The sequence below is a fragment of the Flammeovirga yaeyamensis genome, assembly GCF_018736045.1.
GTDB lineage: Bacteria > Bacteroidota > Bacteroidia > Cytophagales > Flammeovirgaceae > Flammeovirga > Flammeovirga yaeyamensis.
The window spans coordinates 2,419,233-2,440,835 of record NZ_CP076132.1; the positions used below are offsets into that span (position 1 = coordinate 2,419,233).

The window sequence follows — 21,603 nt, forward strand, 5'->3', positions numbered from 1 at the left end:
GTATTTGTTTTGTTGATCTTTTAAAATAATTTCGAGACAAGAGAAATCTCTATACCCAAATTTTATAAATCTTAGTTCAGTAAGATCAATTTTATACAATTCATACATGCAGTCTATCGGAAAAGTAGGGGTGCTAATTATAGCAGCAGGTAGCTCTAAGCGCTTAGGTAAACCAAAGCAGTTACTTGAATATAAAGGAAGAACCTTAGTACAACATAGTATTGACAAAGCAAAACAACTACAAAACGTTGATATTGCTGTTGTGCTTGGGGCTTATTATGACGAAATTAGTGATGTAATCAAAGAGGATGGAGTTCATATTGTCAATAATGAAACTTGGCAAGAAGGGCAAGGAGGAAGTATTGCTAAAGGAGTAAAATTTTTTAATGATGCTGAAGAGAAATATTCTAAAGTATTGATCTTATTATCTGATATGCCATTAGTCGATATCCCTCATTTAGGAAATCTGATAGAAAAAGCTAAAGACAGAAGAATTGTAATGTCTAAATATGATGGATTTACAGGAGTGCCAGCTGTTTTTGATCAGACAGTATTTCCAGAATTGATGGCTTTAGAAGGTAATTTCGGTGCAAAATCGATTGTTAGAAAGAATAAACATTCTTATGCCTCTGTAGATTCAAGAGTACCTTTCTTAGATGTGGATACTGAAAGTGATTACCACAAATTATTGAAGTATTCTAAAGAAATAGGAATGTAAAACATACGTTACAAAAAAAGGGTTGAATCTTAATCGAAAGATTCAACCCTTTTTTTATTGAAACTGACTTTTAATTCTAATCTGAGTCAATTTATTTTTTGTATCCAAAGCAAAGTCATTATTTATTATCCAATCATAGTAATGTGGATCTTTTTTTAATGTATCTGCTACTGATTTACCTTTATATTTCCCAAAATTAAAAATGGGGTCACCTTCGTTATTTAGTACCATTCTACCTGCAAAATCAACCAAATTTTTAGCTGTCAGTTCATGAAGTGCATTCATGTCATTTTTAACAGGCTCATAATCCTTTCCGTTTTTATCTTTGATAGTTACCCCTTCATAATGTTTTACTTGAGCGTCGATCACATCAAGAGTAGCGATAGTGTCTGCTTCTGCAGAATGAGCATCTTCCAATTCTCTTCCACAATAGAATTTAAGTGCAGCACCTAAAGTTCTAGGCTCCATCATAAAGAAGATTTTTTGGGCATCAACTATTTTTCTTTGGCTAAAATCAAATTCTATCCCTGCTCTAAGAAATTCTTCTGTGATCACTGGTAAATCAAATCTTAGCACATTATAACCACCAATGTCACAACCTTTCATAAAAGCGGCTACTTCTTTAGCGATTTGCTTAAAAGTAGGCATATCTTTTACGTCTTCATCATATATGCCATGTACTTTAGAAGAGGTACTAGGAATATGCATTTCTGGGTTACATTTATATGTTTTGATGGTTCTTTCTCCATTTATATCCGCCTTAACCATAGAAATTTCAATAATTCTATCTTTTGTAACGTTTGTTCCTGTAGTTTCAAGGTCAAATACTACTAAGGGGTTTTTTAAATTTAAATTCATTGTTGGTAGTATGGTTATTTTTTAATTTTTTTCATCAGAGATTTTTCCTAACCATAATTCTCTTAAATGAAGGGCTTGCGGTGAGCGCTTTCCATTTATTTCGAAAATATTATCCTCAGTCTGATGATTAATTACTGTTTTCGATTTCAATTTAACAATTTTACCTTGTCTTCTTACAGTAACTTTAATATTTGTGTTTTTTTTAGGAGAGTTTACCACTTCATTAATTATGTCTGAAATGTTCTCCATAGTGATCTCTTGCTTGTTATACTTTAAAAGTACATCGCCTAACTGATAACCCATTTTTTTTCCAAATTCATCTACATCGGAGAGGTCCTCAACAAATAGTTCATCTTGATCATTGATTGAGATTCCGATATTACCAAATGTACCGGTGGCAATTTCTCTACTTTCTGCGTAATCTATACCAACTTTAGCCATCATCTCTTCAAGAGGAAGAGGGGTGTTACTGTCGACATATTTTTTGAGGTATGTGGTTGTCTCTGGTATCCCACTTAATTCGCCAATAACAGTAAAAAGTTCTTCATCCTTAAAAGGTTTATCACTGCCATATTTTTTAGACAGTTTGAGCATTAAGTCTCTTAAGTTTTGTGTCCCATTACTATGCTCTAGAATAACTAGGTCAAGCCCTAAGGCAATTAATGCTCCTTTTTCATAAACGTTAGGGTATTGATCTCCATATTTATCTAAACAGCCTTTACTCATGGTGGTGAATGCAATGTTTCTATTGTATAACTTAGTGGAGTTTAAAATCTTTTTCCCTATAGAATTCATGTAGGTCGTACGATCAATTACACCGTTTTTAACTAAAGCTAGACCTGCAAAATATTCTGTTACTCCTTCATATAACCATAAGTGTTCTGACATTTTTGGCTCTATATAATCAAAATGAGCTATTTCTTCAGAATGAATACTTAAAGGAGTGAGAATATGGAAAAACTCATGGGCAGCAATTTCCTGAATTATTGGAATGATCATTTTAGGCTTTCCAGTAGGAAGGAAATAAAATGAACTGTTCCAGTGTTCCAATGCTCCCATAGCACCTGATACACCAGGTTTGTCGGTTAGATAAATAATAAAAGTATAATGGTTGGTGGGTAAATCGCCTTTCAAAAAGGTTTGTTGTGCTTTAAGAACCTTTTTTAGTTCTTTACTAATCAATTTAGCGGTTATTGATTTTTGTGGAGACCTTAATCCAATTTTTACTATTGTATTTCCAACTTGAATACTGGCTGTGTCTGGTTTAGAATACATTATGGGATTGTCAACCAAACGATGATAGGAAGGTGCAGTATATACATCTAAGCTATCGGTGTTTATTTCTTTACTTAAGGAAGTTACTCCATAGAGTTTTTCATTATTTATTACTTTTAATACGAAAGTGTTTTCGACCATTCCATCAAAATATCCAAAAAAGCCATGGTTGTTAAGGACAAAGTTTTCATCCTTATCAATATTTGTTCCTGCAGGTTCAAATATTTTTTTTGGTAGCTTAGTATCCCATGTATCATCAACTAAATAAGAGATTTTCGATATGTTTTTAGTAGAAAGGATTCTCCAACGGTTATCATCAATTTTTTTAATTGATAGGGGTTGGCCCGAAGTATCGAATGCTTTTAAATCGGATATAAAACGACCATAATTATAAACTTTGTATGTACCAGGAACAATAGCAGGGAATTGGAAAATGAGTTCTTCTTCATTTAAATCATCAATACTTAATTCCACTTTCAGTTGATCATTATTTACCTCATTTAAATTAATCTGATATTTATAAATAAACGGGTTTTGTCCTAACAATTGAATCGCGAAAAAAAAGAATATTTGATAGCATAAGTAAAATTTAAATTTCATACTCATCATTAAATTAAAAAATGGTCAATGCTTGTTCCTAAAGATATATCTTACCACAGTCAAGTTGTCGCAAGATACAAAATAAGTATTGAATTGTTTAGTGAGTTGTTTTGATAAATTATCATCAAATTTTATCTATTTCTTAGAATTATACTTTAATTCAAGTTATATTCATTTCGAATTACAGAAATCTTAAATTAGTTATTATGATCATTTTAACACGATGATGAATATAATTTTTTTAATCAAATTCTGGTTTTTTACTTAAATACAATACATATATTCAATGAATTCAATTCAACCCATCGATTTAAATTTTTTAGAATGTAAAGAAGCCATCGCCTCTTACCTTATTGAAACTTCAGAAGGACCAATTTTAATTGAAACTGGACCTCATTCAACTTATCCAATCCTAAAAGAAGCTATAAAAAAGCAAGGTTATGAAATAGAAGACATCAAACATGTTTTTATTACACACATTCATTTAGATCATGCAGGAGCAGCTTGGAAGTTTGCTGAACATGGAGCGAAAGTTTATTTACATCCTTTTGGTGTTAGACATATGGCCGATCCTTCTAAATTAATGGCTTCAGCTAAAATGATTTATAAGGACGATATGGATAGATTATGGGGAGAGATGCATGAAATTCCTGAAGATCTATTGATCGCTCCAGAAAACGGGTCTACGATAAAAATAGGTGATGTTGACGTTACTGCTTGGTTTACACCGGGACATGCAAATCATCATATCGCATGGCAGATTGAAGACTTTTTATTTACAGGAGATGTGGCTGGTGTTAAAATAGGAGATGGCCCTGTTGTGGCTCCTTGTCCTCCTCCAGATATCAATTTAGAGAAATGGCAGGCATCAATTGATTTAATTCGTAAAATTTCTCCATCTAAATTATACTTAACTCACTTTGGTGTCGTTACTGATGTAGTGAATCACCTCATTGCACTTGAAAAAGACTTATATAAAGTTGCAGAAATTGTGAAAAACTACAGCGAAAACGACTATTCTCTAGAAAAAATGGAAGAACTTTTCACAACATATGTAAATAATGAGTTAAAATCATTAGGTTTGAAGGATGAAGCGCTCAAACAATATGATGCTGCCAACCCACCTTTTATGAGTGTGGCGGGATTATTGCGTTATTGGAAAAAAAAGAACTAATAAGTCAAATAGATTAACAAAGAATGGATATTTTTTTCGGTCTACTCATTATTTTTATTGCTTGTATTGTCATCTGGAAAGCGTGTGATGGATTTGAAGATGCCTCTGGATTTCTGGGTAGAAATATGAAAGGTGGTGTGAAGGGAGCTACAATCGATGCTATAGGTAGTTCGATGCCTGAACTTTTTACTACTTTTTTCTTCTTGGTTATTGCAGGTGATGCCAAAGGTTTTGCCAGTGGTATTGGTACTACATCAGGTAGTGCAGTTTTCAACATCATGATTATCCCAGCCGCGGTAATAATTAGTGTTATTGTAATTAATAGAACAGTTAGCTTTATTAATGTCAATCCAAAGGTTATTTTACGTGATGGTATCGCTTTGATGCTAGCCATTTTATGTTTAATCATATTTGTTTCAGAAAATGAGCTGACATGGAAACATGGGGCTTTTCTAATGAGTTTATATGTGGTTTACGTTGTTTCTTTACTATTCATCAAAATGGATGACCATGGTGACGAACACGATGATTATGAATATGAAGCAGGTGAAGGTGGACGTTTAAAAGCATTATTGCATTTAGATTTGTCTCATGCAATCATTGGCAATAAAGAAATGAATACTGGTAGAGCTTGGTTCTTGCTATTAGCTTCTACTGGAATTGTAGGTGCTGCTTGTCATTACCTTACAATTGGATGTGAAATGCTTGGACACGGTATGGGATGGGATATGTATATCGTAGCATTAATCTTTGCCGCAGCTGCTACTTCAGTGCCGGATACTATTATCTCTGTAAAAAGTGCCAACAATGGTGCATACAATGATGCGATTTCAAACGCTCTAGGGTCTAATATTTTTGATATCTGTTTTGCATTAGGAATGCCTTTAACAGTATATACATTAATGAATGGATCTATTCCAATGGAAGGTGATGATACAATGGCTTTTATCGGTCAGTTTAGAATTATACTACTAATTCTGACAGGTGTATCCACTCTTATTTTCTACATAGGAGCAAAGAGAAAACGTTTGGGAGCCAAAAGTGGTTATTTCCTCGTAACATTGTATGTAGTATTCATTATTTATACTCTTGCCTATAGATATAGCCCAGAGGCTATTAGCGGTATTCAAGATGCCTTATTGCAGATCAATGATTTTCTAGTGAATCTTAACCCTTTCCATAAGGTTTAAGGTTTAATAAAATATCTAATCAAGAAAGAGGTTGTTTCATAATTCAATGAATCAACCTCTTTTTTATTATTTCTTATATATAGAAGTAGACAAATTAATTGATAAGACCATAAATTGATGATTTACTATCATATTAAGTAATGCCTCATTGTTGTTTTTTTATCAAGGACTAAATAAAGTTATCGGAAAGACGCTAATTCTAGAAGGAATCTTTGATGTATTACGAAGAATTATCTAATGACAAAGAGATTGAATTTACTTAAATATTGATACAGAATCATTTATATAATTGCTTTAATATCTCAATAAGTCTAGAGACTATTTGATATTCACCCTTGATATATAAAAAAAGACATTGCCTCTTTATATGTAAAATGACAATGTCTTATATATGTGTTATTCTTTATTATTAAGAACCGTGATTTTTTATCTCTTTTAGAATTTCAGCATATGCATAATTAATAGATTCTTGCATGATGTTTAAGGTCTTTTCACCATCATAAGTATGCCATTTATTAATATATGACCTTAGGGTATTATCTGAAGTTCCTGTGAATACATACATCATATTAGCAATTTGATTCGTCATCATCACTTGTTTGTATTGATCTGTGAACATCCCTTCTGTATTACTAATAATTTCACTTTCGACTTTTTTCTGATCAGTAGGCAGATGTTCGTTTATTCCAAGAGAAACATCAACTAAAGTATGATACAAAACACTTTCTGACATTCTACCAATTTTAAGTAATTGGTAAATGTTGACACATAGGTTAAATCTTTCTTGATCAACACTATGCATGTCGAAATTGTTGACATACTTTGCTTTGTCTATTTTTTCAAAACGAGTTAAAGATCTATTTCTTGTGCCATGGATATCCTCGTTAATGGGATTCTCTAAGAATAAAATAGATTTATTCAGTAAGTCTTCATTAACTTGAGTCGCTATGTACTCTGTTATATGATGATTTACATTTTTATTAGTGAGATAAAGTTTAATAATCGCTTTAATCTCTAATTCTGATGGAGCATTTTCAATAAATAGAAATTCTTCATCAACTTTTGCAGATGCAATTTCATCAGTTTGCCTTGTGTAATCAGTTAATCCACTTAATCGAAGAAATTCTTGTGCTTTTTTTTGTCTAACACTCTGAGCGTTAAGATCTATACACACTAAAATAGAGCACAGAGAGATTAGATACTTTAAATATTTGTAGTTCATTATCAGTTGTTATAATCGAATGAATTGGGTAAAAGTAAGCTATTGTAAAGTTGAACAATACCTATATGTAAATATACGTGAATGTGATTAGAATTGAAAATAAATAAACGGTTGTATGTCAGAAGATCTACTTTGAAATAAAATAAACCCTACAAAAAATAAGAATGCTGCTTTAGCAAAATCAGGCATTGTGATGAATTCTAAGGCTAATTTATCTTTCCAATGTTGTGGAATCCAGTGGATAAAGAAGCCAAAACCCATTACAATGAAAACATATTTGTATGCCATAATTACCTCCAAAGCAATAGAAAGATCCATGTTTGTTAAAATCTGACTAATCATACTATTTGCGTGTTGCATGTCCTCCGCTCTGAAATATATCCAAGCATAACACACAAAGTGAAATGTTATGATACCACCGATTATATTTTGATATTTAAAATGCCCAATTTTTTTTCCAGCATACTCCATCCAAAGTTTATGTATTGCCAAAGCACCTCCATGCAAACATCCCCAAATTATAAATCTGAAATGAGCACCATGCCATAATCCACCTAATAACATTGTAATAAATAGATTGATGTATGTTCTTACTTTTCCTTTTCTATTTCCGCCTAGTGGTATGTATAAATAATCTCTTAGAAAGGAAGATAGGGAAATATGCCATCTTCTCCAGAAATCCGTGATGTCAGTTGCTTTGTAAGGCGAGTTAAAGTTGAGTGGTAATCGGAAACCTAATAATAAAGCCACTCCAATAGCAATATCAGTATAGCCCGAGAAATCGCAATAAATTTGAATGGCATAGCCATATGTGGCCATTAAGTTTTCAAAACCAGAATAGGACCAAGGTGACTCAAATATTCTATCCACAAAATTAATAGAGATATAATCGGAGATCATTATTTTTTTGACAAGCCCAGCTGCTATTAAAAATAATGCATGTCCATACTCACTTTCCTTTAGTTTATATTGTTGATGAATTTGAGGGATAAACTCAGAGGCTCTAACAATTGGACCCGCTACTAATTGAGGGAAAAAACTAACAAAAAGTGCGAAATCCCATATGTTGTCCACTGGTTTGATGTCGCCTCGATAAATATCAACCGAATAACTAATAGTTTGGAATGTATAGAAAGAGATACCTATCGGAAGGAAAATATTCGATGTATCCATTCCGGCATCAAAAAGACTATTGAAAAAGGCGGCTAAATAATTTTCTTGTTCTATTTCTAAATTGAATAAAGTATTCAACCCATCAGTAAAGAAGAAGGTATATTTAAAATAGGCCAGTAAGCTTAAATTTATGACAGCACTTATAGAGACAAGCAGCTTTCGTGTTTTCTTATCGTTAGAATCAAATATCTTTTTACCTATATAGTAGTCTATTATTGTTGAAAAAAGTAAGAGTACAAAATAAAAACCACTCGACATGTAATAGAAATACAAACTCGCTAAAAGCAAAAGAACATTTCTAGTCGTGATATTTTTATAAATAAATTGATATATCAGTATAATGGAACCAAAAAGGACCCAAAAAAGAACTTGTGTAAATAATAATGGACTGTTTTCGTGATAGGTAACTAACTCTAACATTTATAAAATTTGTGTGTTGAAAAAAATCACAAAAAAATTATTGATCGTTTGATCGTATAAAAAATGAATATCAGACAAATTACTAACTTTTTTTAGTTGAATTATAGAATAAAGTATTTATTTTTCAGATCTAGCTTTATAATTAAGCAGTTGTACAGATCGAAATAGCATAAAAATGGCTAAAAAAATAAAAACAGCATACTTCTGTCAGAATTGTGGATTTGAATCTCCAAAATGGCAAGGGAAATGCCCTGCTTGTAATGAGTGGAATACTTTTGTTGAGGAACTTCAGAAAGAAGAGGCACCCAAAAAAGGGGATTGGAAGATGAGTTCTAATCCTAAATCAGGAGGGTATGTGAATGTGGGAGCTGAAACGGCAAAACCTACTAAAATAACTGAAGTAAAGTATGAGAAGGAAGCGAGGATCATCACTTTAGACGAAGAACTGAATAGAGTTTTAGGGGGAGGAATTGTTCCTGGATCTGTGGTAATGATAGGTGGAGAACCTGGAATTGGTAAATCGACTTTAATGCTTCAGATTGCTTTATCACTTAATGACAAACAAGTGCTTTATGTGTCGGGAGAGGAATCGGGACAGCAGATTCGACAAAGAGCGGAAAGAATCCCTTTTTCATCCGAAGAAACTTATGTATTGACTGAGACTGATACTTCAAAGATATTCGCTCATGTTGAAAAAATGACGCCTGATGTAATGGTGATTGATTCCATACAGACTTTGGTGTCCCCATTTTTAGAGCAAGCAGCAGGTAGTGTGTCTCAAGTAAAAGAATGTGCGGCGGAGTTAATTCGATTTGCAAAAGACACAGGTACTCCTGTTTTAATGATTGGCCACATAACAAAAGAAGGAAGCTTGGCTGGTCCAAAAGTATTAGAGCATATGGTAGATACCGTACTTCAATTTGAGGGAGATCGACATATGAGTTACCGTATTTTGAGAACGGCAAAAAATAGATTTGGGTCAACATCCGAATTGGGTATTTATGAAATGATCTCATCGGGGTTAAGACAAGTAAGTAACCCTTCGGAAATATTGCTTTCTCAAAGAGACGATGGACTAAGTGGAATCGCAATTGGTACAGTTATGGAAGGTAATAGACCATTATTGGTAGAAATACAATCATTAGTAACACCTTCAGTATACGGTAATCCTCAAAGAAGTTCTACAGGATTTGATGCGAAACGATTAAATATGCTTTTAGCCGTATTAGAAAAAAGGTCCGGTTATAAACTCAATTTCTCTGATGTGTTTATCAATATAACAGGAGGATTGAGAGTAGAAGACCCGGCAATAGATCTTGCAGTTGTCGTTTCTTTAATTTCTTCATTTGAAGATATTGCTATTGAATCGACTACTTGCTTTGCTGCAGAAGTTGGGTTAGGTGGTGAAGTGAGAGCAGTTTCAAGAATTGAAAATAGAATTTCTGAGGCAGAAAAATTAGGATTCAAAGAAATGTTTATATCAAAATACAATACAAAAGGTATAGACTTTTCTAAATTAAAAATGAAGGTGATACCAGTTGGAACAGTAGCCGAATTGGCAGAAAAATTATTTACATAAAATTCATGAAGTACCTTTTAATAGTAATTTCATTACTAATCACTGCATCAACTTTTACTTCTGCTCAAAACAGTAGCAAAGCGAATAAATTTTTTGTAAAAGCAGAAGAAGCTATTCGTTTAAGACAGTTAGAAGATGGGAAAGCGCTGTTATATAAATCTATAGATGCTGATAGTACTTATGGAGATTCTTATTATTTGTTATCTTATTTATACATACTAGAAAAAGATTATCAAAAATCAAGAGACTTGTATGAAAAGTTGATGGAGTGTTGTGCTGATAATCCGAAATATTTGCTAGCACATTTATCTTTAGCACAATTTGAATGGTCAAAAGGAAATTATAAAAGTGCATTAGGTTATGCTAATGATTTTTTGAACTTCAAACCTGATAGAAAGTTATATAGAGAAGTTAAAACAGCGCATCGAATTATTGCATCATGTGATTATGCCATAGCAAATATGGGAAATAAACTACCTTATGCGCCTATTAATCTCGGCGCTGAAGTCAATGTTCACGATCAGCAATATTTTCCAGCTATCACAGCGAATGGTCAGGAAATGTATTTTACGGCAAGAGATGAAAAGACAGATGAAAACATCTATCGTATTCAAAAGGTAGATGGGGAATGGGCGTCTCCCGAAGAGGTGACAGAATTAAATACCAAGTTTAATGAAGGAACTTGTTCTATATCAGCCGATGGATCATTTATCATTTTTACTTCATGTGAAAGTACGAGAGAGTTGCCAGGCTATGGTAGTTGTGATTTATTTATGGCAAGAAAAGTCGGGGATCAGTGGTTGAAACCAAGAAACCTTGGACCAAATATTAATTCTAGAGATTGGGAATCACAACCTTCGCTTTCTGCAGATGGAAGAGTTTTATATTTTGTTTCTGATCGACAAGGAGGAATGGGGAAAAAAGATATTTGGGTGTCTGAGTTAGGTTCAAATGGACAATGGATGCCTGCCAAAAATCTAGGCGATCAGATAAATACAACAGAAGATGATATTTCTCCATTTATTCATGCCAATGGGAAAACTCTTTATTTTTCATCAAAAGGCCATTTAGGATATGGAGGCTTGGATATTTTTAAGTCAGAAAAAGAGGGAATTAACCGTTGGTCAAAAGTAGAGAATATCGGTTATCCGGTAAACGATCATACCGATCAAGTAGCCTTAATTGTAGGAGCAGACGGTACGAAAGGATATTTTTCAAAAGAAGAAATACAAGAAGATGGCTCAAGGAATAGTCATCTAGTTTCTATTGATATACCAAAAGATGCACAGCCATTAACAGTAAGTGGTTATTTAGAAGGGGTAGTTTATGATGCTATTACTAAGAAACCTTTAAAGGCAGAATTAGAGTTAAAACTTCTTGAGACAAAAAAGACAGAATCTACTTTATTATCTGATGAGAAATCGGGTAAATATTTGATCGTGTTAAACCAAAATGAAGAGTATGCTTTATATGTATCAAGACCAGGTTATTTATTCCAAAGTTTAACTTTTGATACTCATGATATGGGAACAGAAGGAAAAACAATGGATATATTTTTAGATAGAATAGAAAAAGGAAAAAATGTGACCCTCAATAACATCTTTTTCGATTCTAATAAATATGATCTTAAACTGAAGTCTCAGACAGAATTGGATAAAGTGTTGTTGTTTATGCAGAAAAACAAAGATATTAATGTTGAAATTGGTGGGCATACAGATAATATTGGTAACGATAATTATAATTTGGATTTATCTCAAAAAAGAGCGGAAGCCGTGGTACAGTATCTAATTGATAAAGGAATAGACTCCAATAGATTAACAGCCAAAGGTTATGGAGAGAAAAAGCCAATTGATAATAATACGACAGATGAAGGAAGAACCAATAATCGTAGAATTGAATTCTTAATTCTATAAGACTTCTTTCAAAGAAATATACTTATACAATAACCTCGAATTATTTTCGGGGTTTTTTGATACAATTTTTTACCATATCAACATCAAAAACACTCTAGAAATGATTATTATATCCTTAAAGACCTATTTAATATTCTTTTCTTCTATTTTTGTTGAGAAGTTAAAATAAAAGATAGGATGAATTTATTATCAGTCGATAATGCAACAAAATATTGGGGAGAAAAACCCCTTTATGAAAATATAAGTTTTGGAATTCAACAAGGTCAGAAAGTAGCCTTAGTAGCCAAAAATGGTACAGGGAAATCTACACTGTTAAATTCAATCGCAGGAAAAGAATCATTGGATGGTGGAGAAATTGCCATTAATAAAGATATCACTATTGGTCTTTTAGAGCAGGAGCCACTGTTTGAAGAAGGACAGAATGTTTTGGATTATGTTCTATCAAGTGATTCTCCCATTTTAGGGGCGGTAAAAAATTACGAGGCAGCTTTACAAGCTTCCTCATTAGATTATTCGGATGCGGTTTTAAAGCAATTGGATAAAGCTACAGCCAAAATGGAAGAAATGAAGGCTTGGGATGCTGAAGCAAGAGTAAAGCAAATCTTGACTGCTTTCAAAATCGAGGATACATCTCAAAGAATGGATTCCCTTTCTGGTGGTCAGCAAAAAAGAGTGGCCCTAAGTAAAGTACTCATTGAAGAACCAAATCTTTTGATTCTCGATGAGCCAACCAACCACTTGGATTTAGATATGATTGAATGGTTGGAGGAGTTCTTAACGCGTTCGAAACTATCAATTTTATTAGTTACCCACGATAGATATTTCCTTGATAGAATTTGTAATGAGATTATTGAGCTTGAAAATTCAACGATCTATACTCATAAAGGAAACTATTCATATTACATCGAGAAAAAAGCTGAAAGAGAAGCGAATGAAGCTGCATCTGTAGAAAAGGCTAAAAACTTGATGAGAAAAGAACTCGATTGGGTAAGAAGAATGCCTAAAGCGAGAGGTACAAAACAGAAGTTTAGAATGGATGCTTTCAAAGATTTGAAAAAGAAAGCACATTCTGGCAAGAAAGACGAAAAGGTAGAGATTCAAGTAAATATGTCACGTCTAGGAAGAAAGATCCTAGAATTTGAGAACGTATTTAAATCGTATGGAGAAAAGAAAATTGTTGAAGATTTCTCTTACACCTTTAAAAGAAAAGAAAGAGTAGGTATTGTAGGTAATAATGGAGTAGGGAAATCTACTTTCCTTAACATGCTTACAGGTACTGAATCCATTGATAAAGGGACAATAACAAAAGGAGAGACCATTGTGTATGGTTATTATACTCAAAAGGGATTGTCATTCGATGAAGACATTAAAGTAATTGATGTTGTACGTGATATTACCGAAAATCATCAAATGTCTGATGGGACATCACTTACTCCTTTACAACTTCTAAATAAATTCTTATTTACGCCAGAGAAACAGCATTCATATATTTCAACTCTTTCAGGAGGTGAACGTAAACGCTTGTATCTCTGTACTGTCCTTCTAAGAAATCCAAACTTTTTAATCCTAGATGAGCCGACGAACGACTTGGATCTAGATACACTAAGTGTATTAGAAGACTTTTTAGAAAGTTTCCAAGGCTGTGTTATTGTGGTTACCCACGATAGATATTTCATGGATAAACTGGTAGATCACTTATTTATTTTTGAAGGTGATGGTGTGATCAAAGACTTTAATGGGAAGTATTCTGAATATAGAGCTTACCTTGGTGAAGTGGAGAAAGAAAAGAAGCAGGCACTAAGAGAGGAGAAAAAATTAGAAGAAAAGAAAACTGTTCAAAAAACAGTAACGAAGAAGCTTTCTTATAAAGAACAGAAAGAATATGAAGCTTTAGAAGCTGAAATTGAAACTCTGGAATCTCAAAAAGAAGAATTGGAAGGGAAATTGTCTGATGGTAGTGTAACATCACCTGATGAAATCAGAGAAGTTTCTGAAAAACTTGGAGAAGTGATGGAGGAAGCTGATGAGAAAATGATGCGATGGATGGAACTAGACGAAATTGCCAATGGTGGTTAATTGGTGTACTTCAAATAATTGTATTTAACTTAAATGCACAATCTGCGGAGCAGCTTTATTTTAGAGCTGCTTATCGTGATGTGCATATTTTAGATATTGATTCTACAAAACATTTTTTTACGTTACCAATGGCTTATGGTGAATCCGAAATTTTAAATTTACCAGAAGCCAATGATATTTCACGTCTTCAAATTGATAGTGTCCTGTTAGTCTATACGGATCACCCGAAAGACTTCGATTTTTCTAAATTGAATACTGATCGAATAAAAGCATTTGCCAATTGGTTTGATGGTGCTATTGATGACCCTGTGATTCGTTGGAGAATCATAAAACAAGTAGGAGGTGAGACCAAAAAAGAGTTTTCAGATATGTTTCATGGTATCGTAGTTTATTACGATAAACATAAAAGACACGATTTAACTCCTGAAGAAGAAGTGAAACGTAGAAAGCACATCGATCAAAAGTTTCATCATTTAGTGAAAAAAAGGTTAGGAGAGGATCAAGTTCTAACTGAAACTACTTCCAAAGTATTTGAGAAAAATAGGGATAATTGGAACAAAGCAGTTGTTGTTAGTGATTGGACCGGAAGTATGTATCCTTACACTCTAGATTTACTATCATGGTTAATTAAAGAAAGAGCTCAAGATCAGGTGATCGGTTTTGTTTTCTTTAATGATGGAGATACTAAATTGAGTCATCAAAAATTAATAGGAAGCACTGGAGGGATTTATAGTATTAAAAGCTCTAAAGTGATGCCGGTGATGGACTTAATGTCCAAGGTGAAAAAGAGAGGGGATGGAGGAGATATTCCTGAAAATGATATAGAGGCCATTATAGAAGCACAAACAAATTTTCCAGATGCAAATACTTTCATATTGGTGGCTGATAATCAATCTAAAATACGAGATTTGGAATTGATAGGTAACGTCAATCATCCTATTCATATCATATTAAATACCGCCGAGGAAGATCATTTAGGAATTCCAATAGTTCTTGATGATTATAAAAAAATTGCATTATTTACTAAAGGAAGTATTTATGTCAACAATCAAGAATTTAAAACGATCGATGAAATAAAAAGTCTGAGATCGAAAAAATAACAAAAAAACCTCACCTAAATAAGGCGAGGTTTTTTAATAACAAGTAACATATAAAGTTAGTTGGAAGTTGTCTGTTAGAAATGATTGAAAATAAATGCTTTAGAACTGAGCTGTCTCTGTACTACCCTTCATAGCTGTTGTAGACGATGTACCATTGGTCACCGTATTTTGTACAGCATCAAAATAAGTAGTACCCACAAAAGCTTGGTGTTTCACTGCTCTGAAACCATCTTTTTGTAAGCTGAACTCTTTTTCTTGTAACTCAGAGTAGCCGGCCATTCCATTTTCTTTGTAGGCTTTAGCCAATTGGAACATACTTGTGTTTAAAGCATGGAAACCAGCTAGAGTAATGAATTGGAATTTGTAGCCCATAGCAGCAAGCTTTTCTCTGAATGTGCTCATTTCTTCTTTACTAAGCTTAGATGCCCAGTTAAATGATGGAGAACAATTGTAAGCAAGTAGTTTACCTGGATATTTTGCGTGAATTGCATCTGCAAAAGCTTGTGCTTCTCCTAAATCAGGGTGAGATGTTTCACACCAGATTAAATCGGCATAAGGAGCATAAGCTAAACCTCTTGATATTGCTTGATCCAAACCATTATTTACCTTGTAGAAACCTTCAGATGATCTTTCACCATAGATAAATTCTTGATCTCTCGGATCGATATCTGAAGTGAGAAGATTAGCAGCATCAGCATCTGTACGTGCAACAATAATAGTTGGAATACCGCAAACATCAGAAGCTAAACGAGCAGCTACTAATTTATTTATCGCTTCTTGAGTAGGTACAAGTACTTTACCACCTAAGTGACCACATTTTTTTGCAGAAGATAATTGATCTTCAAAATGTACTCCAGCGGCACCTGCTTCAATCATCATTTTCATAAGTTCGAAGGCATTTAAATTGCCTCCAAAACCAGCCTCGGCATCGGCAACAATCGGCACCATATAATCAATGTCGTTTTTATCTGCAACTGACTGAATTTGATCCGCACGTCTAAGCGCATTATTAATTCTTTGAACAACTTTCGGTACAGAGTCGGCAGGGTATAAAGATTGATCAGGGTACATTTGACCTGCCAAATTCGCATCAGCAGCTACTTGCCATCCACTTAAGTAAATCGCTTTTAAACCTGCTTCTACTTCTTGGATAGCTTGGTTACCCGTCAATGCTCCCAATCCAGCCATGAATTCTTCAGTATGTAAACCCTTCCATAATTTTTCAGCGCCCATTCTCGCCAAAGTGTGTTCAACGACAACATTACCTTGAAGCTTAATTACTTCCTCAGCTGTATATGGTCTTTCAATATTGGACCATCTTGGGTTATTTGCCCATTCTTTCTTTAGTGCTTCAATTCTTTCATTCTTAGTCATAATCGATGTTGTTTTTTGGTTTTATAAAAATTTAGGGTGTACGATACCAGGGCATAAAAAATAGCCTTTTCAAGTACGTATTAAAAAAAGTGATTAAACCACCATCCAATTGGATGAGAACATCAAGAAGATGATGGTTCTAAGAGCATGTCCCAAATAAGCTCGTTAGATTTTATCTTAATTAATCAATTTGCTGATAAGCAGGTAACGTCAAGAATTCAACGAATTCATCAGTTAATACCAATTGATCAAATATGTCTTTTGCTTTTTGTAACTTACTTTGGTTGAATTTTTCTTCTCCCATGATGGTTCTGAAATGCTTCATCACATCGTCAGCAACTTGATGATACAATTGTTCATCAATCAATTGTCCATCATCTGTCTTCGCATTGTTTTTTATCCATTGCCAAACCTGAGATCTAGAAATTTCTGCAGTAGCAGCATCCTCCATCAGGTTGTAGATCGGAACTGCACCTTGGCCGTCTAACCATTTACTGATGTACTGGATTCCTACATCAATATTAGTTCTCAAGCCTTTTAAAGTGATATCACCTTCAGGTACCTTTAATAAATCCTTGGCAGTGATTTTCTTAAATTCAACCGGCTTTTTGATGTTATTCGGTGCTCCCATATATCTATCGAATACTTCTCTAGCTACAGAAACTAATCCCGGATGAGCTACCCAAGTGCCATCATGACCTGCTAAAGCTTCGCGAGTTTTGTCTTTCGCAACTTTGTCAATTGCCTTTTGATTGGCTTTTTGATCATCTTTGATTGGAATTTGTGCGGCCATTCCTCCCATAGCAAAAGCATTACGTTTGTGGCATGTTTGGATTAACAATTCACAGTATGATTTCATAAAGTGTACGTTCATTGTCACCTTTGCTCTATCGGGAAGGGTATACCCTGGAATATTTCTCAATTTTTTGATGTATGAGAAAATATAATCCCAACGGCCACAATTCAATCCTGCTGAATGTTCTTTTAGCGCGTACAGGATTTCATCCATTTCAAAAGCTGCTAAAATAGTCTCAATCAATACAGTAGCTTTAATAGAGCCTTGTGGAATATTAATATATTCTTGAGCGTAAATAAAGATGTCATTCCAAAGTCTTGCCTCTAAATGACTTTCAATCTTAGGCAGATAAAAATAAGGAGCACTTCCATTTTCAAGTAAGGTTTTTGCATTGTGGAAGAAGTACAAGCCAAAATCAACAAGTGACCCTGAACAAGCTTTACCATCGTACTCTAGATGTTTTTCTTCTAAATGCCATCCTCTAGGTCTAACGAAAAGCGTAGCAATTTCATCGTTTAGAGAATATTCCTTAGCTGTGACCGGATGCGTAAAGCTAATTGTTTTGTTTACAGCATCTTTCAAGTTTTGCTGTCCCTCCATACAATTTGTCCAAGTTGGAGAATTAGCATCCTCAAAATCAGCCATAAATACATTTGCACCAGAGTTCAAGGCATTGATGATCATTTTTCGATCAACTGGACCTGTAATTTCGACCCTTCTGTCTTGAATGTCCTTTTTTACCTCAGCAACAGTCCATTCGCTATTTCTAATATAGGCTGTAGCCGCAAGGAAGTTAGGTAGTTTTCCACTATCCAATTCCTCTTGTCTTTTTGTTCTTGCTTCTAAAAGAGCAAGTCTTCTTTTATTGAACCTTTTATGTAAGGCTGCAACAAAATTCAAAGCTTCATCAGTTAAGATTGCTTCGTGATCCATCATCATATCGCCCATGATATCGATGGTTTTCTCGGTTAAAGTAGACTTAAGATTCATTTATACAAACGTTAGCTGTTGGTGATTTGATGTTGATACAAATATATAGAAAGCGAAATGAATAAAAAAAGCGAAAATTCGCTAGAAATATTTTTTTGATCATTAAAAAATATAATTATAGAATGATTGATACTTATTTAAATTATTATAAATGAATATAAATATGTAAATATATTTATAAATGTTAAAAAGCGAAAATTCGCTAAAAAAATGAATAAATATTCATTTATACAATTTCAACTTAGTATAATACAATTTGTCGATTTCATTAATCAAAGGAATACATAGGATCTATTTGATACACATTGAGAAGAATTTGTCTGATTATTTCAATTTCACAAATAATAAATGTATTTTTATTTAGAAGGTCGATGAGGAAAAGTCAAATACAGATGAAGATATTTGTCAGTTTCTTTTCTTTTGCTTTATCACTTTTCAGCTTTTCAATTTTTATATATAAACTTGACTCAATTATCATTCAATGTTAAGGATCAAAATTCTAGGACTAATAAGTGCTCTTTTTCTATCATTTAATATTAATGCTCAGGAATTTCCATCAGAATACTGGCACTTTGGAGAAGTAGATCTAAATGACGGGACTACTCTGAAAGGAAAGCTTAAATATTCCTTAGAAGAAGGAGTGGAGTCTATTCAGATAATAGTGAATGGCGTTATTAAATCTTTTGGTGCTCAAAATGTAAGATCTTTTCAGATAATGGATGCCATGACACGCAGGGAAAGGTATTTTTATTCTTTGCCATTTAAACAGTCTAAAGGGTATGTGAAGAATCACTTTTTCGAATTATTAGAAGATGGTGAACCTTATATATTATTGATCAGAGAAAGAATAGCTGAAATTTCTGAGACATCCTACGATCCTTATTGGGGATCTAACTATAATAGTAGGAGAAGAGTTTTGGTGTATGATTTCTATTTAATGGATATGTATGCTGAAATTAGGCAAGTGGATACTAGAAAATTGGAGACGATGCTTGTGTACTTTGGTAAGTATAAAGATAAAGTGGAAGCATTTATCAAAGTAAATAAATTGGATTATCAAGATCGTGAAGACTTTTTACAAATAGTGCGTTACTATGATACTTTAGTTGAACCTGAAGTAACAAATAAATAACGCTTATTATCAGAATTTAATCAGTAAATACTTATATATTTAACGGGCAATATTGCCCGTTTTTTAATTTAAAAGAAAATATGAAACCCCTTATCTTAATTACCAACGACGATGGTATTACATCTAAAGGAATTGGATTTTTAGTCAACATTATGCATCAAATAGGAGAGGTGGTTGTAGTTGCACCTGATAGTCCTCAATCTGGAATGGGACATGCAATTACAATTCATGATCCATTAAAATATTATGAATCTGATATTTTTAGCGAATTAGGAATTAAAGCCTACCAATGTTCGGGGACTCCAGCAGATTGTGTGAAGTTGGCAAAGAATCATATCTTAGATCGATTGCCTGATTTAGTTGTAAGTGGAGTAAACCACGGGAGTAACTCATCAGTAAGTATTCTTTATTCAGGAACAATGAGTGCTGCATTAGAAGCAACTATTGAAGGATTGCCTGCTTTAGGTTTTTCAGTATGTGATTATAGTTATGATGCAGAATTTGATCATACAAAAGAATTAGTTTCTGAAATTGCTAAAAAAGTAATTGAAAAAGGATTGCCTAGCGGTACTGCTTTAAATGTGAATTTCCCTAAAGTAAGTGATGAACCTATTAAAGGATTTAAATATTGTCGACAAGCTAAAGGGAAATGGCAAGAAGAATTTGATGAAAGAACAGACCCAAGTGGAAGACGATATTTATGGTTAACTGGTAAATATGTGCTCTTTGATGAAGGTAATGATACTGATGAATGGGCTATTAACAATAATTATGCAAGTGTAGTGCCTGTAAAAATTGACTTAACAGACCATGATTATCTTCAAAAACTTCTTTCAGAATAGGTTTTTTGGGGTGTTCAAGAAAAAAAATAGAAAATTTTAATGCTAAATTTCAAATGGTTAAGGATTGGATATTGTCAACTACATTAAAGTAGTTTGGTTTCTAATTTTTAACCATGCATATTTGCATCGCTTTCGAACGGAGAGCTGTAGAAGAAATACATTTCTTGAAATGCCTGGGTGGCGGAATTGGTAGACGCGCTAGACTCAAAATCTTGTGTGGGTAACCACGTGTGGGTTCGAGTCCCACCCCAGGTACTTTTTTCAATAAATATATTTTTTAAGCCTAGGTGGCGGAATTGGTAGACGCGCTAGACTCAAAATCTTGTGTGGGTAACCACGTGTGGGTTCGAGTCCCACCCTAGGTACTACAAAAACATATTATTATAAAAACATTTGCTCGGGTGGCGGAATTGGTAGACGTGCTAGACTCAAAATCTTGTGAGGGTGACCTCGTGTGGGTTCGAGCCCCACCCCGAGTACAATAATGTTTTTATAATCGCCTGGGTGGCGGAATTGGTAGACGCGCTAGACTCAAAATCTTGTGAGGGAAACCTCGTGTGGGTTCGAGCCCCACCCCAGGTACAAAAGGTATTGTTAATTCAATACCTTTTTTTTGCGTCTATAAAAAAGTTCCTCATGTAAATAAAATTAAATATTTTAACAAAATTTCAACATTTATGATCTACTACCGTTAAAATTTAGTATATTTGCATAACGAAATTATAATATTAAGTGCTTTTGTTAAAACGATTACTATACGGGATATTATTGCTACTACTAATAAGTAGTTGTGAAGAAGACATTCAAGGAGATTTGAATGGCGATATTCTATATACAAAAAAGTATGAGTTAACTTACAGTAAGCCACTTAAGTTGGATACGTTTCAAGCTGAACTAAGAGGTGAAGATCTCGATACATCAGTTCTACACTTTACAATAACCAGATACGACGGTGTATTGCTATATGAAGAGTATGTAGATGCACAAAGTATCCTAGGAGATGGAAAAGACTTGGATTCTTTGGATGTTGATTCAAAAAATAGATTAGTTCATAGTAGAGTAGACAACTTTTTACAAGATAAATCAGAGTTAATCATTTTATTCGAAAAACTCAGGCCTCAGGTCAAAGATATATTACAATAAAAAAACCTTATCAAATTAATGATAAGGT

The 21,603-nt window shown here is 33.6% G+C and carries 16 protein-coding genes and 4 tRNA genes; 14 read left to right on the top strand and 6 right to left on the bottom strand.

The window, feature by feature from the left end; genetic code table 11:
* Positions 1-106: 106 nt before the first annotated feature.
* A complete protein-coding gene (locus KMW28_RS09460) occupies positions 107-718 on the top strand; it encodes a nucleotidyltransferase family protein (RefSeq protein ID WP_169665362.1) in 612 nt (203 codons plus the stop codon).
* Between the two features lie 54 nt (positions 719-772).
* Here the strand turns inward: KMW28_RS09460 and KMW28_RS09465 are convergent, their stop codons facing one another.
* Together KMW28_RS09465 and KMW28_RS09470 are read right to left on the bottom strand one after the other, a co-directional pair.
* On the bottom strand, positions 773-1,576 hold the full coding sequence (locus KMW28_RS09465) for a 3'-5' exonuclease (protein WP_066207940.1): 804 nt from the start codon (positions 1,574-1,576) through the stop codon (positions 773-775).
* Between the two features lie 21 nt (positions 1,577-1,597).
* The gene (locus KMW28_RS09470; protein ID WP_169665361.1) at positions 1,598-3,451 is read right to left on the bottom strand and encodes a M61 family metallopeptidase; all 1,854 of its coding nucleotides are present in this window, start codon (positions 3,449-3,451) and stop codon (positions 1,598-1,600) included.
* 286 nt (positions 3,452-3,737) lie between these two features.
* Between KMW28_RS09470 and KMW28_RS09475 the strand changes: the two genes are divergently transcribed.
* Both KMW28_RS09475 and KMW28_RS09480 read left to right on the top strand, forming a co-directional pair.
* On the top strand, positions 3,738-4,625 hold the full coding sequence (locus tag KMW28_RS09475; RefSeq protein WP_169665360.1) for an MBL fold metallo-hydrolase: 888 nt from the start codon (positions 3,738-3,740) through the stop codon (positions 4,623-4,625).
* 23 nt (positions 4,626-4,648) lie between these two features.
* A complete protein-coding gene (locus KMW28_RS09480) occupies positions 4,649-5,815 on the top strand; it encodes a sodium:calcium antiporter (RefSeq protein WP_066207934.1) in 1,167 nt (388 codons plus the stop codon).
* A gap of 409 nt (positions 5,816-6,224) precedes the next feature.
* Here the strand turns inward: KMW28_RS09480 and KMW28_RS09485 are convergent, their stop codons facing one another.
* Entirely contained in the window at positions 6,225-7,037 is an 813-nt protein-coding gene (locus KMW28_RS09485) for a hypothetical protein (protein WP_169665359.1), read from the bottom strand.
* Positions 7,038-7,124: 87 nt separating this feature from the next.
* Positions 7,125-8,630 carry an MBOAT family O-acyltransferase gene (locus KMW28_RS09490; RefSeq protein WP_169665358.1) on the bottom strand — a complete coding sequence of 502 codons (1,506 nt, stop codon included), beginning with the start codon at positions 8,628-8,630 and terminating at the stop codon, positions 7,125-7,127.
* 175 nt (positions 8,631-8,805) lie between these two features.
* Here KMW28_RS09490 and radA point away from each other — a divergent pair, with 175 nt between their 5' ends.
* From radA to KMW28_RS09510, 4 genes are all read left to right on the top strand, one after another.
* A complete protein-coding gene (radA, locus tag KMW28_RS09495) occupies positions 8,806-10,209 on the top strand; it encodes a DNA repair protein RadA (protein ID WP_066207927.1) in 1,404 nt (467 codons plus the stop codon).
* Positions 10,210-10,214: 5 nt separating this feature from the next.
* On the top strand, positions 10,215-12,122 hold the full coding sequence (locus KMW28_RS09500) for an OmpA family protein (protein WP_169665357.1): 1,908 nt from the start codon (positions 10,215-10,217) through the stop codon (positions 12,120-12,122).
* Positions 12,123-12,299: 177 nt separating this feature from the next.
* A complete protein-coding gene (gene abc-f, locus KMW28_RS09505) occupies positions 12,300-14,198 on the top strand; it encodes a ribosomal protection-like ABC-F family protein (RefSeq protein ID WP_169665356.1) in 1,899 nt (632 codons plus the stop codon).
* A complete protein-coding gene (locus KMW28_RS09510; protein WP_169665355.1) occupies positions 14,162-15,298 on the top strand; it encodes a hypothetical protein in 1,137 nt (378 codons plus the stop codon). Before abc-f ends, KMW28_RS09510 begins: the two co-directional genes overlap by 37 nt.
* A 99-nt stretch (positions 15,299-15,397) precedes the next feature.
* Here KMW28_RS09510 and aceA read toward each other — a convergent pair whose 3' ends face one another.
* Together aceA and aceB are read right to left on the bottom strand one after the other, a co-directional pair.
* A complete protein-coding gene (aceA, locus tag KMW28_RS09515) occupies positions 15,398-16,672 on the bottom strand; it encodes an isocitrate lyase (protein ID WP_169665354.1) in 1,275 nt (424 codons plus the stop codon).
* Positions 16,673-16,853: 181 nt separating this feature from the next.
* On the bottom strand, positions 16,854-18,458 hold the full coding sequence (gene aceB / locus KMW28_RS09520) for a malate synthase A (RefSeq protein ID WP_169665353.1): 1,605 nt from the start codon (positions 18,456-18,458) through the stop codon (positions 16,854-16,856).
* A 481-nt stretch (positions 18,459-18,939) separates the two neighbouring features.
* Between aceB and KMW28_RS09525 the strand changes: the two genes are divergently transcribed.
* From KMW28_RS09525 to KMW28_RS09555, 7 genes are all read left to right on the top strand, one after another.
* On the top strand, positions 18,940-19,590 hold the full coding sequence (locus tag KMW28_RS09525; RefSeq protein WP_066207911.1) for a hypothetical protein: 651 nt from the start codon (positions 18,940-18,942) through the stop codon (positions 19,588-19,590).
* Positions 19,591-19,670: 80 nt separating this feature from the next.
* A complete protein-coding gene (surE, locus tag KMW28_RS09530; RefSeq protein ID WP_169665352.1) occupies positions 19,671-20,432 on the top strand; it encodes a 5'/3'-nucleotidase SurE in 762 nt (253 codons plus the stop codon).
* Between the two features lie 171 nt (positions 20,433-20,603).
* Positions 20,604-20,687, top strand: a tRNA-Leu gene (locus KMW28_RS09535).
* A gap of 26 nt (positions 20,688-20,713) precedes the next feature.
* Positions 20,714-20,797, top strand: a tRNA-Leu gene (locus KMW28_RS09540).
* A gap of 30 nt (positions 20,798-20,827) precedes the next feature.
* Positions 20,828-20,911, top strand: a tRNA-Leu gene (locus tag KMW28_RS09545).
* Positions 20,912-20,930: 19 nt separating this feature from the next.
* Positions 20,931-21,014 (top strand) — tRNA-Leu (locus tag KMW28_RS09550).
* A gap of 186 nt (positions 21,015-21,200) precedes the next feature.
* Complete coding sequence (locus KMW28_RS09555) at positions 21,201-21,575, top strand: hypothetical protein (RefSeq protein WP_169665351.1); 375 nt, start codon at positions 21,201-21,203, stop codon at positions 21,573-21,575.
* Positions 21,576-21,603: the final 28 nt, after the last annotated feature.